At 34.0% G+C, this 16,053-nt stretch carries 12 protein-coding genes and 1 pseudogene; all 13 read right to left on the bottom strand.

From position 1 onward, the window contains the following. Positions 1-32 precede the first annotated feature (32 nt). The gene (locus tag MKY90_RS12575) at positions 33-1,862 is read right to left on the bottom strand and encodes an FtsX-like permease family protein (RefSeq protein ID WP_215599649.1); all 1,830 of its coding nucleotides are present in this window, start codon (positions 1,860-1,862) and stop codon (positions 33-35) included. A 16-nt stretch (positions 1,863-1,878) separates the two neighbouring features. Then, complete coding sequence (locus MKY90_RS12570) at positions 1,879-2,640, bottom strand: ABC transporter ATP-binding protein (protein ID WP_003193219.1); 762 nt, start codon at positions 2,638-2,640, stop codon at positions 1,879-1,881. A gap of 256 nt (positions 2,641-2,896) precedes the next feature. After that, on the bottom strand, positions 2,897-3,976 hold the full coding sequence (locus tag MKY90_RS12565; RefSeq protein ID WP_050001526.1) for a HAMP domain-containing sensor histidine kinase: 1,080 nt from the start codon (positions 3,974-3,976) through the stop codon (positions 2,897-2,899). Next, entirely contained in the window at positions 3,973-4,659 is a 687-nt protein-coding gene (locus MKY90_RS12560; RefSeq protein ID WP_016126979.1) for a response regulator transcription factor, read from the bottom strand. Before MKY90_RS12560 ends, MKY90_RS12565 begins: the two co-directional genes overlap by 4 nt. Then, positions 4,649-5,236 (bottom strand): class I SAM-dependent methyltransferase, encoded by a 588-nt coding sequence (locus MKY90_RS12555; RefSeq protein WP_078179150.1) that lies wholly within the window; start codon positions 5,234-5,236, stop codon positions 4,649-4,651. Before MKY90_RS12555 ends, MKY90_RS12560 begins: the two co-directional genes overlap by 11 nt. A 160-nt stretch (positions 5,237-5,396) precedes the next feature. Continuing rightward, on the bottom strand, positions 5,397-6,548 hold the full coding sequence (locus tag MKY90_RS12550; protein ID WP_003193210.1) for an ABC transporter permease: 1,152 nt from the start codon (positions 6,546-6,548) through the stop codon (positions 5,397-5,399). 26 nt (positions 6,549-6,574) lie between these two features. Continuing rightward, a complete protein-coding gene (locus MKY90_RS12545) occupies positions 6,575-7,249 on the bottom strand; it encodes an ABC transporter ATP-binding protein (protein WP_016126976.1) in 675 nt (224 codons plus the stop codon). Then, positions 7,246-8,349 (bottom strand): efflux RND transporter periplasmic adaptor subunit, encoded by a 1,104-nt coding sequence (locus tag MKY90_RS12540; protein ID WP_016126975.1) that lies wholly within the window; start codon positions 8,347-8,349, stop codon positions 7,246-7,248. Before MKY90_RS12540 ends, MKY90_RS12545 begins: the two co-directional genes overlap by 4 nt. Positions 8,350-8,556: 207 nt before the next feature. Further along, positions 8,557-9,633: a sensor histidine kinase gene (locus MKY90_RS12535; RefSeq protein ID WP_016126974.1), complete on the bottom strand. Its 1,077-nt coding sequence runs from the start codon at positions 9,631-9,633 to the stop codon at positions 8,557-8,559. After that, positions 9,630-10,316 (bottom strand): response regulator transcription factor, encoded by a 687-nt coding sequence (locus tag MKY90_RS12530; RefSeq protein ID WP_002147746.1) that lies wholly within the window; start codon positions 10,314-10,316, stop codon positions 9,630-9,632. Before MKY90_RS12530 ends, MKY90_RS12535 begins: the two co-directional genes overlap by 4 nt. 1,135 nt (positions 10,317-11,451) lie before the next feature. Next, entirely contained in the window at positions 11,452-13,953 is a 2,502-nt protein-coding gene (locus MKY90_RS12525; RefSeq protein WP_144513802.1) for a PBP1A family penicillin-binding protein, read from the bottom strand. A gap of 424 nt (positions 13,954-14,377) precedes the next feature. Then, positions 14,378-15,246: pseudogene (locus MKY90_RS12520) on the bottom strand (serine hydrolase). Between the two features lie 411 nt (positions 15,247-15,657). Beyond that, positions 15,658-15,921 carry a hypothetical protein gene (locus MKY90_RS12515; RefSeq protein WP_016126970.1) on the bottom strand — a complete coding sequence of 88 codons (264 nt, stop codon included), beginning with the start codon at positions 15,919-15,921 and terminating at the stop codon, positions 15,658-15,660. Positions 15,922-16,053 lie beyond the last annotated feature (132 nt).

Here is a 16,053-nt window from a genome sequence, read left to right as displayed (position 1 = left end):
TGTTGATATTTCGTATAAATAATATCATTACATTAATTTTCTTTCGGAAGTACAATTCTTTTATACAATTGAACTGTAATAAAATAGTAAATCGAGTAAATCACTACGAAAATAATAATTGGTACCCAAATACGATTGTACGGATCAGGCAAAAGAACTCTGAACATGTTCATACCAACTAATACGTGAACAATACCCACAATTGCTGGGACTAAGAATACAAAGAATAACTCCTTATAAATTGATTGTGCTAATAACTCTCGGCGAACACCGATTTTACGAAGCATTTGATAACGTGTACTATCTTTGGATGCACCGGATAGAATTTTAAACATTAAGCAGCTTGCCATCATTGCTAAAAATGCAACTCCAACGAAAAAACCCATAAACATTAGTCCGCTGGCAAAATCATGACTCACAATATACGCTTGATACTTACTATCCAATTCTTCCGCTTTCACATTTTTATATTTTGATATCTGTAATTCATCAAGTTTTTTCCATTCTTTTATGTATGATCCAAAATCATCTGTTTTCCCCATAAACACAGTACTTTCTTTACCCTTCAACCCATCGTATATGTTTTGATCTACAATTTTCATTTCATAATCAGGATATAAATAATTTGGCTGGATCTTTCTGAAAGCCTGGATCCATTGTTTTGTGTCGGTCTCTCCTTTAACCCATTTTATTGAAAATGCACCAATGGGTAATCCCTCTGAAACTTTTTCTGTTTTCATACCTTGCAAGAAAGGGCGATTTTTTTCTAAATCTTCTTTAAGATAATAAACATACCTATCATCAACTTTGTAATGATATTCAAGTTTTTCTTGAAATAAGATACCACCCAAAATTTTCTTTTCTTCCGCTGTTGGATTATGAATGACTGAATCGTAAATTCGCATTTGATCTGTCATTTTTAGGATGTTGTTTTTAAATGCCATACCACAAGCAATTCCACCAGCACCAAGAGCTACTAAGATTGCTACTGTTGCAAGCACATTTGTTAGGCCATTAATGCGGAAATTTAATTGTGCAAAAGTAAAAGCATTGAGGCCTTTTTCACTACGTTTTTTATTACTCTTTAACTTGTTAATCATAACTGGGAGAAGTGATCCAAATAACATGTAAGTACCAACGGTTGCTGTGATTAATCCAACGGCCATTAATCCCAGACCAATTAGCGGGTTTGCATATTTCATATAGATTAGTGATGCATAACCAATACCCAATAAAATCACACCAAGGATTGCAACTACAACTGTCATTTTTCCTTTTATGGCGACACGTTCTGTTTGTGTATCTGCATGTACAAGTTGTAATACAGAAAAACGCGCTAGCTTAATACTACTTATACTTGCTGATAGTACAAATAATGCAAAGAAAAAGATGCAAGTAACCGTCATAGATGGCATGTAAAATGCTTGATAACCACTAATAGGAAGTCCTAATTGTTTCATTAGTAACTGACCGATACCTTCTGCGAGCCCTACACCAACTGTAATTCCAATCACAAGAGATGCGGCACCTAATATAATTGTTTCGATAAACATAAGTAAGGTAACTTTATTCTTTTTTGCTCCTAACATCATATACATACCAAATTCTTTTTGGCGAAGAGATGATAAGAAAGAGTTTGCATATAAAATATAAAAAAATGTGATAAACGCTAACAAAAAGGACCCAATTTTAAATACAGACACAATATCCCTAATAGAAGAGTTAGATTCAAGGAACGCCTTATTGAGTGCTAATGTTTGAAACATATAAAAAGTTGAAATAGAGACAATAAGACCAACAAGTAAGACAATGTAATCTTGCAACTTACTTTTTAGGCCTGACATGGAAAGCTTAAATAACATGATTGAACTTCCTTCCTTACGCTTTTTGTGTACCTAAGTTTGCAAGCACGTCTAAAATTTCTTTATAGAACTCTTCACGTGTACCACCGCAATAAATTTCTTTATATAGCTCACCATCTTGAATGAATAAAATACGCTGACAGTAACTTGCACTATATGGATCATGAGTAACCATCATAATAGATACCCCTTGCTCTTTATTTAAGTTTGTCATCGCATCCAGTAAACTCGTTGCATTTTTAGAATCAAGAGCTCCAGTTGGCTCGTCCCCTAAAATAATTGCTGGTTCATGAACTAACGCACGTGCTGCTGCTGAACGTTGCTTCTGTCCACCAGATACTTCAGATGGATACTTTTGAAGTATTGCTGAAATGCCTAACATATCAGCTACCTTTTCTACTTTTGATCCGATATTTCGTGATGAAACACCTTGAAGGGAAAGTGGAAGAGCGATGTTTTCGTAAATAGATAAATTCTCCAATAAGTTAAGGTCTTGGAAAATGAATCCTAACATTTGTGAACGGAAATCGGAAAGCTCACCTTGTTTCATTTTCGTAATATCTATTCCTGCAATTTCAACAACGCCGCCCGTTGCTTTATCTAACGTTGAAATTACATTTAATAATGTCGTTTTACCAGAACCAGAAGGTCCCATAATTCCGACAAACTCACCCTCTTGAATTGAGAATGAAACACCTTTTAACGCGTGTGAGTGATTCTCACCTTTTTTACCGTACACTTTTTGGACGTTTTTCACATCTACAACTGGTTTTGTCATATATATCCTCCTACGTTTGTTTTTTCATTTCTTTAAAATAAGCTGCTATTCTTATTTGCTTTTAATAAAATTTTCATGTTGCATCCACCTTAAAGCTAAAATGAAAACTTTCTTCTTTATCTACTTCACTCACCTCATCGCTTTCAATATATACATGATAAACTATGAAAATTAGAAAACACCCCGTAAAAACCTTAAGAATTCTTAAGATTTTATAAAAAAAAAGCTTATGGAACCTTTCATTCCATAAGCCATTCTATATGATCGGATGTTCAACAATAAAGGACATCCAGCCGTCTTTATACTCTGCATGTATATTACCATGATGAAGTTCAACAATTCTTTTTGAGATAGCAAGTCCTAGACCATTTCCCTGGTCATCTTTTCTTGCCTTATCTCCCCTGAAAAACCTTTCAAACAATTTATTTGGATCGCTAACAGGTGGCTTCTCGACTTTATTTGATACTTTTAAAATTGCTTTGTTACCTATTAGTTCAAGACTTATTGATAATTCGGATGGTTTCATGCTGTACTTTATCGCATTCATAAACAGGTTTTCATAAACACGTACCATTTTTTCTACATCCATGAAAATAGGTATTGTTTCTTCCGTTATTGATTTTTGAACGATTAAACCTTCCTTTTCAAATATAGGTATGTATTCTCCAACTATTTGCTCCAACAAACCTGATAAATCAACTTCATTAAGGTTTAACTTAGCATCGAGGTCTGATAAACGGGTATATTCAAACAGTTCATCAATTAGATATTTCAGTCTCTGTGATTTTAAATAAGTGGTTTCGAGGTATTCCTGTAATTGTGTTTTACTGTCGTATTGCCCTCTTTTTAATAAATCTACATATCCGATAATAGATGTCAACGGTGTGCGTAAGTCATGAGATACGTTGGTAATGAGTTCATTTTTTGTACGTTCTAATCGTCTTTCCTGTTCAAATGTATTCTCCAATTCCTTGGACATATAATTAATATTTTGAGCAAGTTGGGTCAATTCGTCCCTACTTTCTATTCTGATTGTTAAACCAAGTTTTCCATTAGCAATATGGTGAACGCTCTCGGTAATAAGTTTCAAATATAATAATTTTTTCCGCACCATTAACAAAAATACTGCAATAAAGATAAAGATTATGATTGAAAACAAAATTAGCGTATAAATATAACCTGTAACTAGAGTAACTTCGGGCAGATAATTTTTTACGGATAGATGATAAAGCAATTTACTGAAGAGAAATATCGCACCAAGTGAAACAAAAAAACTAATTGCTACCGCAATAAGAAGTTTTGCAACTAACTTATTTCTAAGTTTAAACATCCTCATATTTTATATCCTACTCCCCATACTGTTTTAATGTAGATGGGATGTTTGGAATCTTCTTCTATTTTATCTCTAATTCTTGTAATGTGTACCATTACATTATTATCCGATTTGTAAAAATTCTCCTTCCAAACAGCTTCATATATTTTTTCAATGCTTAAGACCATCCCTTTGTTACGAGCAAGAAGTTCAAGTATATCGAATTCTTTAGGAGTAAGCCTGGTTTCCTTTCCCCTTACCCATACTTGACGTGCATCTGTATTCAAGGTCAAATTACCAATTTCAATAATATTTTTATTCTTGTTCGTTTCAGTATTATATTTTGTATATCTTCTTAATTGAGATTTTACTCTAGCAATTAATTCTAATGGGTTAAACGGTTTTGACAAATAATCATCGGCACCAGAAGTAAGCCCCTGAATTTTATCCATATCTTCGGATTTTGCAGAAAGCATGATAATGGGAATAGTTCGTTCTTCCCTAATCTTCATACATGCTTTAATTCCATCCATGTTAGGCATCATAATATCCAAAATAATGAGATCAAACTCTTTTTCTTCCAACTGTTTTAAGGCCTCAATAGCATCTTCAACCTTTTGAGTTTGCAAACCTTCATTTTCCAAATAAATAGAAATAAGATTTCTGATTTCTTTATCATCATCAACAATAAGAATTTTAGCTTCCATATTTTTCTCCCTTATTTTTTGGTGTTGAACAGCTAAAAACAAAAGCAGGTGGTACGTTTCTAAGCTCCCATTTCTCATCTATTGTATCAAAAAACTGATTAAGGAACTTCTTTTTAAATTTTGTATATTGAAAAGTAATAAATACCCCATCTTTCTTTAAAATTTTTGTGGTAGTTAATAAAATTTCATCTGAAACATTTTGGGGCAAACTAGCAAAAGGAAGACCAGAAACAATATAGTCTGCATAAGGAATAGAGAAGTTTTTTAGATACTTGTCGATATTTTCCGCAGACCCCCATACAATGAATAAATTTTTCTCTTTTTTAAATTTTTCTTTCAACATTAAATAAAACTCTCTATTATTTTCCACTAGCATAAGAGTGGTATTCGAATTTCGTTTTTTAAGTAATTTCTCAGTGAATACACCCGTACCTGGCCCATATTCAATAATATATTTAGCGTTCTCAAAATTAATGTTTTCCATCATTTTTTCTGCGAGAAACTTTGAACTTGGAAGTACTGCACCAACGTTTCTTGGATTAGTTATACATTGAGATAAAAAAGACAAATGCTTCATATTTAGTCACTCCAATAGATTAACTTTACAACCATAGTTTAAAATCCAAACATGAAGAAACTGGAGTGAAAATCCTTAAGAATCCTTAAGATTAAAAAAAACTGTTAAAATTTCTCGGCTTCAACAGAAAAAATGCAGGAGTTTACACTCCTACGTTTTTTTACTCATATCGTAAACATTCAATTGGATCAAGTTTTGCAGCTTTGTTAGCTGGTAGTAAACCAAATGCAATACCGATTAGCATTGAAATGCCTACTGCAAGAAGTCCAAGTTCTGTTGAGACAACGAGAGGCCATCCGGCAAAGATTGAGACGATCCAAGCGAAGAAAATACCGAGCATGAATCCGATGAAACCACCTAGTCCAGTCAAAATACAAGATTCAATTAAGAATTGTGTTAATACTTTACCGCGTGTTGCACCAAGTGCTTTACGAATACCGATCTCACGTGTACGTTCTGTTACGGATACAAGCATAATATTCATTACACCGATACCACCAACAAGTAAGGAGATAGCAGCGATACCACCGAATACCATTTTCATCATACCGATTGATTCGTCTAATTGCTTCGTAAATTCACCCATATCTTGAGCTTTAAATTTATGCTCAAATTTAGGAGCTTTCATCTCGTTCAAAATAGAAACAGCTTGTTTTTCTACACTTTTACGTTCTGTTGGTGAAGTTAGTGTTAATTTTACAGAGTCATACTCAGTTACTCCTGAAATGACAGGAGCATTTTCAAGTGATGTATAACCTGCTGACATAGCCATTCCGGAATCATTTTTTGCTTCATAAACACCGACTACTTTATACGGTTTTCCTTTTATGTCTGTATATAGATTTGGTTCCCAACCATTAAATAATTTGTTGAAAGTTTCTTCATTTAAAATAACTGCAGAGATTGCTTGTTTTAGTTCACTATCGTTTAATTCCCGACCGTGAACTAATTTTATTTTCGCATCTGTCATAAAGGCGACTGTTCCACCTTTTAGATTAAGAGAGACATCTTTTGAACCAGAAGATGCTTTTACTTTCATACTCACATCTGGATCAACATCTTTAACGCCTGGCACAGTTTGAAGACGTTTGAGCATATCAGTTGTGATTTTGGCACTATCTGTTCCATAATCGGGGTTGTTATAGTAAATGGTTACTTCCGTATCTTTTCCTTGCCCTAATTCTTTTTTAAACTTTGCGTTTGTACCATCACCCATTGAAATGATGGTAATGATGGCGCTAATACTGATAATAATTCCTAGCATCGTTAAGATAGAACGCATTTTATGAGCAAAGATAGAGGAAAGGGCCATGCGTATAGTTTCACTCGTGTTCAAAATTAACCTCTCCAATCTTGGACGATATTTCCGTCACGAATTACAATTTGGCGGGCAGCCGCTTCACCGATTTCACGATCGTGGGTAATCATAATGATTGTTGAGCCTTGCTTGTTTAATTCATAAAAGAGGTCCATAATTTGTGTACTTGTTTTCGTATCAAGTGCACCTGTCGGTTCATCGGCTAAAATAAATTTCGGGTTATTTACGATTGCACGAGCAACCGCAACACGCTGTTTTTGTCCACCTGATAATTCATTTGGCAGGTGAGTAGCACGATCAGCTAAACTTACTTTTGTTAAAGCAGCTAATGAGCGCTCACGTCTTTCTTTTTTATCGACTCCAGCGTAAATAAGAGGTAATTCAATATTTTGTAGTGCTGTAAGTCTTGGTAGTAACATGAAGTTTTGGAATACGAATCCGATTTCTTTATTACGAACATGTGCAAGTTCTGTTTCAGACATGTTTGAAATATTTTGACCAGCTAGTTCGTACGTACCTGTCGTTGGTTTATCTAAGCAACCGATAATGTTCATTAATGTTGATTTACCAGAACCAGACGGTCCCATAATAGAAGTGAATTCTCCTTGGTTCAGAGTTACGTCAATTCCGTGTAATATTTGAACGGCTTCTGCACCATTTTGGAAGGATTTCGTGATGCCTTTTAAATTAATCATTCAACGACAACCTCCATACCATCTTTTAAATCTTTTTCAGGTTTAGAGATAATTTGTTCTCCTTTTTTCACTCCAGAAACTTTTGCTTCGCTATCTGTCTCGAATTCAACAGTAATCGCTTGTTCTTTCGCTTTACTGTCTTTTACAACGAAGACAACATTTTTGTCACCTTTTTTCACAATGCTGCTTTTCGGAACAATCGTACCAGTTGCTTCGCCAGATTTACTCGTTACGTATACATGGAAGCCGTTTTGTAATTCTTCACTATTATCTAATGTGACAGTGAATTGATAATTAGAAACAGTTTTATTTTCGTCCATACTCTTTAATGGTGTAGAACCGATTTCTGTTACTTTTCCTATCCAATTCTTACCAGTGACAGTTTTTGATGAGACAGTTACTTCTTGCCCAACTTTCATGCTAGCAAGTTCATGTTCAGAAAGTTGACCTTTTACTTTAAATGGACCAGCGTGACGAAGTGTAATGCCACTCATACCTGTTTTTTCATCAGCAGTTTTTACGATATCATCAATTACACCATCAGCAGGACTCGTTACAGAAAGTGTGTTTACTTTCTCTTTTGCTTCTTTAATCATTTCATCAGATTTTTCAACTTCAAATTTTTTCATTTCAAGTTGTGATTCTAATTGTTGCACTTCGATTTCCGATGCTTTTAATGCTTCCTGAGGAAGACCAGCATTTTTATCTTTTTGTAATTTTTGTTTCGCTGCATCAAGTTGTTTTTGATACAATGTTACTTCTTTTTGTGCGATTTTCTTTTGCATTTCTGCTTCCGTTACACCTTGTTTAGCAGTAGGGGCATTATATTTAAACAGAAGCTGACCTTTTTTCACTTCATCGCCTTTTTTAACAGCTGATTCATACGTACCTTTTGTTGGATCGAATGAAATTGTTTCAATTCCATTTGGAATAACTTCACCGCCAAATTTTTGTGCATTTTCAATTTGTTTTTCTATAACTTTATAACCGCTATATTCCATTGCTACTTCCGAACCGCCGCCAGCAAATGCAAAATATGATCCAGCAGCAATTCCAATTGCTACTACACTAGTAATTAACACTTTATTTTTCTTCTTCATCTATTTATCACCTTTTCAATGAGATTGTCACTATGTATCCACCTGAAAGCTACAAAGAAAATTTTCTTTTTTAATTTCTTCACTCTCCTCATCGCTTTCAATACATACATGATAAACTATGAAAATTAGGAAACACCCCGTAAAATTCTTAAGAATTCTTAAGTTTTATAAAAAAAGCTTATGGAACCTATAATTCCATAAGCCATTCTATTTAATTGGATGTTCAACAATAAAGGACATCCAGTCGTCTTTATATTCTGCATGTATATTACCATTATGAAGCTCAACGATTCTTTTTGAGATAGCAAGCCCCAGACCATTTCCCTGGTCATCTTTTCTTGCCTTGTCCCCCCTGAAAAACCTTTCAAACAATTTATTTGGATCGCTAACAGGCGGTTTCTCGACTGTATTTGACACTTTCAAAATTGCTTTGTTATCCATTAATTCAAGACATACGGATAATTCGGATGGTTTTATGCTGTACTTTATCGCATTCATAAAGAGATTTTCATATACACGTACCATTTTTTCTACATCTATGAAGATAGGTATTGTTTCTTGTGTGATTGATTTTTGAACGATTAAGCTTTCCTTTTCAAATATAGGAATGTATTCTCCAACTATTTGCTCCAACAAACTTGATAAATCAACTTCATTAAGATTTAACTTAGCATCTATGCCTGATAAACGAGTATATTCAAACAACTCATCAATTAAATATTTCAGTCTCTGTGACTTTGAATACGTGGTTTCAAGGTATTCCTGTAATTGTGTTTTACTGTTGTATTGCCCTCTTTTTAATAAATCTATATAGCCAATAATAGATGTTAACGGTGTGCGTAAATCATGAGATACATTGGTTATAAGTTCATTTTTTGTACGTTCTAATCGTCTTTCCTGTTCAAATGTATTTTCCAATTTCTTGGACATATAGTTGATATTTTGAGCAAGTTGGGTTAATTCGTCCTTCCCGTTAATCCCAATAGTCAAACCCAGTTTTCCATTGGCAATATCATTCACATTATCAGAAATGAGCTTCAAATATACTATTTTCTTTCGAACCAATATCAAAAAAATTACTATAAAGTTAAAGATTGCGAACGTGAATAAGAGCAACATTGCGAATCTGAATTCAAACATGCCAAAATCTTCGTGTTTTATAAATAATGGATCTATGACGTATACCAAAATGAGGATTGTTAAACCAAATGAAACAAAAAAACTAACTGCAACAGCACCAAGAAGTTTTATAATGATCCTATTTCTAAAACTAACATTCTTCATATTTTATACCCAATTCCCCAAACAGTTTTAATATAAATGGGATGTTTAGAATCCTCTTCAATTTTGTCTCTTATTTTTGTAATATGCACCATGACGGTATTATCTGATTTATAAAAAACCTCTTTCCAAACTGCTTCATATATTTTTGCAACACTCAGGACAATCCCTTTGTTACGGGCAAGTAGTTCGAGAATATCAAACTCTTTTGGAGTTAGCCTTGTTTCCTTTCCCCTTACCCATACTTGACGTGTATCTGTATTCACGGTTAAATCACCAATTTCTAGGATGCTTTTATTATGATTTATTGACGTATTGTATTTTTTAAACCTTCTTAATTGGGATTTTACCCTAGCGATTAATTCCAATGGATTAAACGGTTTTGTTAAATAATCGTCTGCACCAGAGGCTAGACCCTGAATTTTGTCTATATCCTCAGATTTTGCAGATAGCATAATGATAGGCATATTGCGGTCTTCCCTAATCTTCATACACGCTTCAATACCATCCATATTAGGCATCATAATATCTAAAATAATAAGATCAAACTCCTTTTCTTCTAACAGTTGTAAAGCTTCAATAGCATCTTCAGCCTTTTGAGTTTTCAGACCTTCATTTTCCAAATAAACAGAGATAAGATTTCTAATCTCTTTATCATCATCAACAATAAGAATTTTTGACTCCATATTATTCCTCCACATTTTTTCTAATATTGAACAATTAAAGACATTTGCAGGTGAGACATGTCTATCGTCTCTTTATTGTTAACTTGCAAACGGAAAACAAGAAATAACATAATGAATATAGTGATATCAATCCCCTAATATATTGTTCAATATATACTGCTAAGCCATATTACAATTCATAAGATTCCTTCTTCTTATAATTAATTTCCCTTTTAATACACGTGTGCTTGGCCCATATTTGACAATGTAATTTACTTTCTTCAAATCAATTCCTTCAATCATTTTATCTCCAAGAAACCTTAAACTTGGAAGGGCTGCACCAACTGATTTTTGGCTCATTATATACAGAAATAAGAAAGTGAATTGTATTCATACTTAATCACCCCACTGGTAAGAATTCATACTCATACTCTAGAATCCAACCCTTAAGAAAAAGGGGCAAAAGTTCTTAAGAATTCTTAATCTTTCTACAGCAGTTTGTCTTAAAAATATATAGTCACTCTTGAAATGTCTACTATTAGCTTCTCATTGTAATAATATTTATTAATAACACCTAAAAAATAAAGTAAAGTATTAGATTCAACTTCCAATAATCCAAGAGGGAGTCCATAGTAATTTATAGAAGATTCTGGGGTAGGCATTACATTAAATAATATCGTAAAGAAATTCGTAAATTTAGTAAGATATATACGCTAGCCCAAAAGGAAACTGGTGCAAATTTTCTTAGCAGATAAAAAGTTGGTATGATTGCAGATGGATTTTATGCGATCGTTAGTAATTGATGTAATTCATCGTACACTAAAAAAACGAAATTTCGTTGTTGCAAAAGGATTATGAATATCTAATCCAATTAGAAGAATACAATAATCAATTATCCGAAGTTAACTTCATACAAAACTAATAACAAGCATTAAAAAACTTTGCCTACTCTTTAAAATGGAAACATAATCTATTTATCAAGTAGTCAATAATGAATAGAAATTTTGGGGCGCTTTACAAAGAGACTCCGCCTTTTCAGCGTACAATGAATCTCAACAATTACTAGCTACTTCCTAAACATTGTTTCTCATTTATCAACCTGTTTATGCTGGTTATAAAATTTGCAACAGAATCAACAATTTCTTTATATTACTTATTAACCATTAGTTGCTGGATCTTCTCCTGTATTCCCATCATAACTTGGTTGCGTTGGCGTTCCACGACCATCCCCATTGTTTGGCGGCGCTGTATTTCCTTGACCACTACCGTTGTTTGGCGATGTTGTATTTCCTTCGCCTCTACCATTGTTTGGCGGCGCTGTATTTCCTTGACCACTACCGTTGTTTGGTGATGTTGTATTTCCTTCGCTTCTACCATTGTTTGGCGGCGTTGTATTTCCTTGACCACTACCGTTGTTTGGCGATGTTGTATTTCCTTCGCCTCTACCATTGTTTGGCGGCGTTGTATTTCCTTCGCCTCTACCATTGTTTGGCGGCGTTGTATTTCCTTGACCACTACCATTGTTTGACGATGTTGTATTTCCTTCGCCTCTACTATTGTTTAGCTCACTTTGCTTTTGCTCTTCTGGTTTCTTTTGCTTTTCTTGTTGCTTATTTTGATTATTATTACTTGGCTGTTCAGTCATATTTGGGGAAGAATCACGTTTCTCACCTTTAATACGTAATTCGCTACCTTCTTGAACTACACTGTTCGGCATTTTAAATTGCGACTTATCTGTAGCAAACTTACTCATCATTTCTTTAAAAATTAACTGAGCAATTTTCGTATTTTTACTACTAATATAATCGTCTTTACTATCTTTAATATATCCAGTCCATACTGCCATCGTATATTGTGGTGTATAACCAGCAAACCAACTATCACGAGTTGCACTTTCTGGTAGATTATATTGTGCTATTTGTTCTAAAGAATAGTTTGTTGTCCCTGTTTTACCCGCTACATCTAAAGAACCTATATTAGCTGCTGTACCCAACCCAGAAGAAACAAAAGTACGAAGCATATCAGTAATCATATATGCTGTAGAATCCTTCATAACTCGTTTGGGCTTTTGCTCAAAGCTTTTTGATTTACCATCTGAATAAACGACTTTCTTAACAAAATGTGGCTTCGTATACTTACCATCATTACCAAATGCCGCATAGGCACCTGCAATTTCAGTTGGTGACGCTTCATTTGTACCTATCGCTGTTGATTCGGTCGGTGCTACATTAAATGTAATACCTAGCTTTTCAGAGAAAGCTTTTGATTTATTCATTCCTACTTCTTTTGCAGTTTTAATTGCCGGGATATTTCGGGACGTTTTCAATGCATCACGCATTGTAATTGGTCCTAAATGCTTTCTATCTGCATTTCTAACTTCTTGTCCTGTTGAATACTTAAATGGAGAGTCGTCAATTTGATGGTAAGTAGCCCATTTTAAATATTCAATTGCAGGAGCGTAATCAAAAATTGGTTTCATCGTTGAACCTGCTGAACGATTTAATTCAATCGCTATATTATGTCCTTTAAATACAGCTTTATTTTCACCACGCCCGCTACCAATTGCACGAATTTCTCCTGTTTTCGTATCCATAAATGTGAAAGCCCCTTGGAATTTCTCATTTGGATAATTTATAATGTTTTCATTTAAAAGCTTGTCCGCAAAATCTTGTGCCTTTTGGTCTAATGTAGTATAAATTTCTAAGCCGTCAGATCCAATATTAGCATCTGGCAACTCTTTTTCAACCTCTTTCACAACCGCATCCATAAACGCAGGATATGGCATTTCTTTTTGTTCAGTTGCTTTCTTAAGTCCTTCTGTTACTGGAACTTTTGATGCTTCTTCCATTTCTTTTTTTGTAATATAACCATGTCGATTCATTAATTCAAGTACAACATTTCTTCTTTCTGTTGCTTTTTTGATATTTTTTTCTTTTGTTGGATCATAGTTATTAGGTGCTTTCATTAAACCAGCAAGCATCGCAACTTCTGGTAGTGTTAAATCTTTCAATTCCTTACCATAGTAATTTTGTACTGCTGTTGCGATTCCGTATGAACGGTTGCCTAAGTAAACTTTATTTAAATACATTTCTAAAATTTCATGTTTTGAATACTGTTGTTCTAGCTTATACGCTAAAAATATTTCTTGCGCCTTTCGCTTTGACGTTTTTTCCATCGATAAGAAGTAATTTTTAATAACTTGCTGAGTAATCGTACTTCCACCTTGAGAGCCGTAATCACCTTTTAGGCTGACTAAAACTGCACGTGCAGTACCTTTAAAGTCTACGCCACTGTGCTCGTAAAAACGTGCATCTTCTGTCGCTAAAAACGCATTTTCTACTAATTTAGGAATTTGATCATACATAATATTCGTTCGTTTTTCTTTCCCATATTCATATATCAATTTTCCATCTTTATCATAAATTTTTGAGGATAACGGATTAACAAGTTTTGCTTTCTCAAGTTTTGGTGCATCCTTGATCATAACGAAAAAAGTAGCAACCCCTGCGACTAACCCTACAATACCAAGTAGTAAGCAACTGATTAAAAATTTGCGAAGAAACAATGTTTTACCTTGTTGTTTTTGTTTTTTAGAAGTTGGTTGTTTTTTCATTTTAACTTGTCGTCGCTCCTCTCGAGAACGATAATTTTCTGACATGTTACTTTCTCCTGCCTTTCAATTCTCCCGTTGATTTACTTAAAACTATTGAGGTCACCTTTAGAAATATACTTATATTAAAAAAGTATGGTAATCGAGATTAGTAAATATTTTTCTAATCAGCAGATTATAAAACTTAGATTAACTCTTGAACAAAATAGTTTCATATCTATTCTTTATAATAATGCTGCCCTTTAAAGTAAGGGAATTGTGAGCTGTTCCTCACCTCTTTGTACTATATCTAATGTTTGTAATAGTGAGTTCTTGAATTACTCGTCTAATTTAATGGTTCTTGTTAGCATAATCATAATGAAAAGAATGTGAAAAACGATTCTTTTGATGTAAAAAAGAATCGACTTCTAATTTTATCCTATAGATGGTATGGAATATAGGGAATCAGAAAGCAAAGGTAAAATCAATACCCTCACTTGAGAGCATCTATTGTAACCTTGGCAGTCTGCGCGATTAGCTCAGTATCATATATAGCATCTTGACTGGACAGAATTGCAATGATAATCGGTTCTCTGGTTCTCTATTCGGTGGCTAAACGATGGCAATATATCATTAGGTGTTCCGTAGCTTCCGGCTCCAGATTTATCATCGACTTCCCAATCTTTTGGTACACCCGCATGGATGAGTTCGTCTCCTGTAGCGTTTCCACGCATCCAATCCGTAGGGATTTTACGTTTATCAGTTTGGAGTGCATCTCTGACCGTGAAAGCCTTAAGATTGGTAGCAAGTGTTTTTGCTGTACTTGTATCACAAATGTCTCCCGGCATAGCTTCGTTCAAATCCTTTAGGTCCGTCTAATTTCTTGAATAAAGTGTTCCCCGCAGTGTTATCACTGTAACGAATAGCAGCCTCCGCAATTTTCCCAAGAGTCATACCGCTATCCACATGTTTCTCTGTAATTGGTAAATACTCTACTAAATCATCTTTTGTATAAGTGATAACTTCGTCTAATTTGTCAATTGGATATTGTAGTAACAATACCCCTGTAACCAGAGCCTTAAAGGTAGATGCGTAAACAAACCGTTCATTAGGTGATCGATAAGTAACTGCCCAGTTTGTACTGGTGTCGATTTCATAGACACCCAGTCGAGCGTCAAACTTTTTCTCGAGTTGTGCGAATTCTCAATGAGCCGCATGATTTGTATGTTTAGTTTTCTCTACTTTTTCTTTTGCTTCCACCTACAATGGTTCACCTGTAAAAAGTTTTACACTTGCAAGACTTAAACTTAGTATTCCAACACACATCCCTATTTTTAACATCCTTGTACTTTTCAAGATAATCAGTCCTTTCGTATTTTGCAGTACTTAAAATAGATGTCAAACCAGATTCAGTGTATCAAGTTTGGGCACTAAGTTTTTAGGATTACACTTAATAGACAATCTAAGTAATAAATTTGTTCCACATTTACAAATAAATTAAATTTAAGATAAAATAAAATCTTTGGTTTGTATAGTAACGGAACAGAAATGGTAATAGGGGTACGGCAATATCGCCATTAAGCTAAGATTTTAAAGTACCCCCTAAACGAAAATTTTCTTTCTCTAAAGGTAGTTACTTTGAGAAGTCAGATCACTTTTTTCGTTTTGGGGGCTAATTAGTTTTTTAACTTGATACGTTATGGTGGAACCCAATATGTAATTATAGTTATAGATAATTGTAATTCTTAAATACAGTTATCATGCTGATATTCTTCACAAATATTTAGATGTTGATAGTAGGATACTAAGGTATGTTATTTTGAAAGTATAAGATACGGATATTGTCTTATGATTTCTACTAATTTTTATCCAATTTCCTTCTGTTTTCCCAACTCTATTAATATTTATGTTTATAGTTAAAGAAATAGGGGATTTCCCTTCTAGAAGCGCTTCAAAAACTACTGTTCCTTCTGGCTTATCATGATTAGCCAGAGCGGTTTCAAAGGCCTTTTCTGTTGCATCAGTTAAGTAAAACATACCTTTATCCTTTACACCTGGATTGCCAATACAATCCTTTTGATAGCTGTCTAGATTATTGTTACTAAGAAATATGAATTTCGTACATTATCAAGAATTTTTTTCTAAAAAATCCTTAAGAGAAAAAACATT

Source organism: Bacillus sp. FSL P2-0099, from assembly GCF_038007445.1.
In the GTDB taxonomy this organism is placed as follows: Bacteria; Bacillota; Bacilli; order Bacillales; family Bacillaceae_G; genus Bacillus_A; species Bacillus_A mycoides.
Note: the sequence above shows the minus strand (reverse complement) of the source record. Positions and strands in the feature narration are given on the sequence as shown.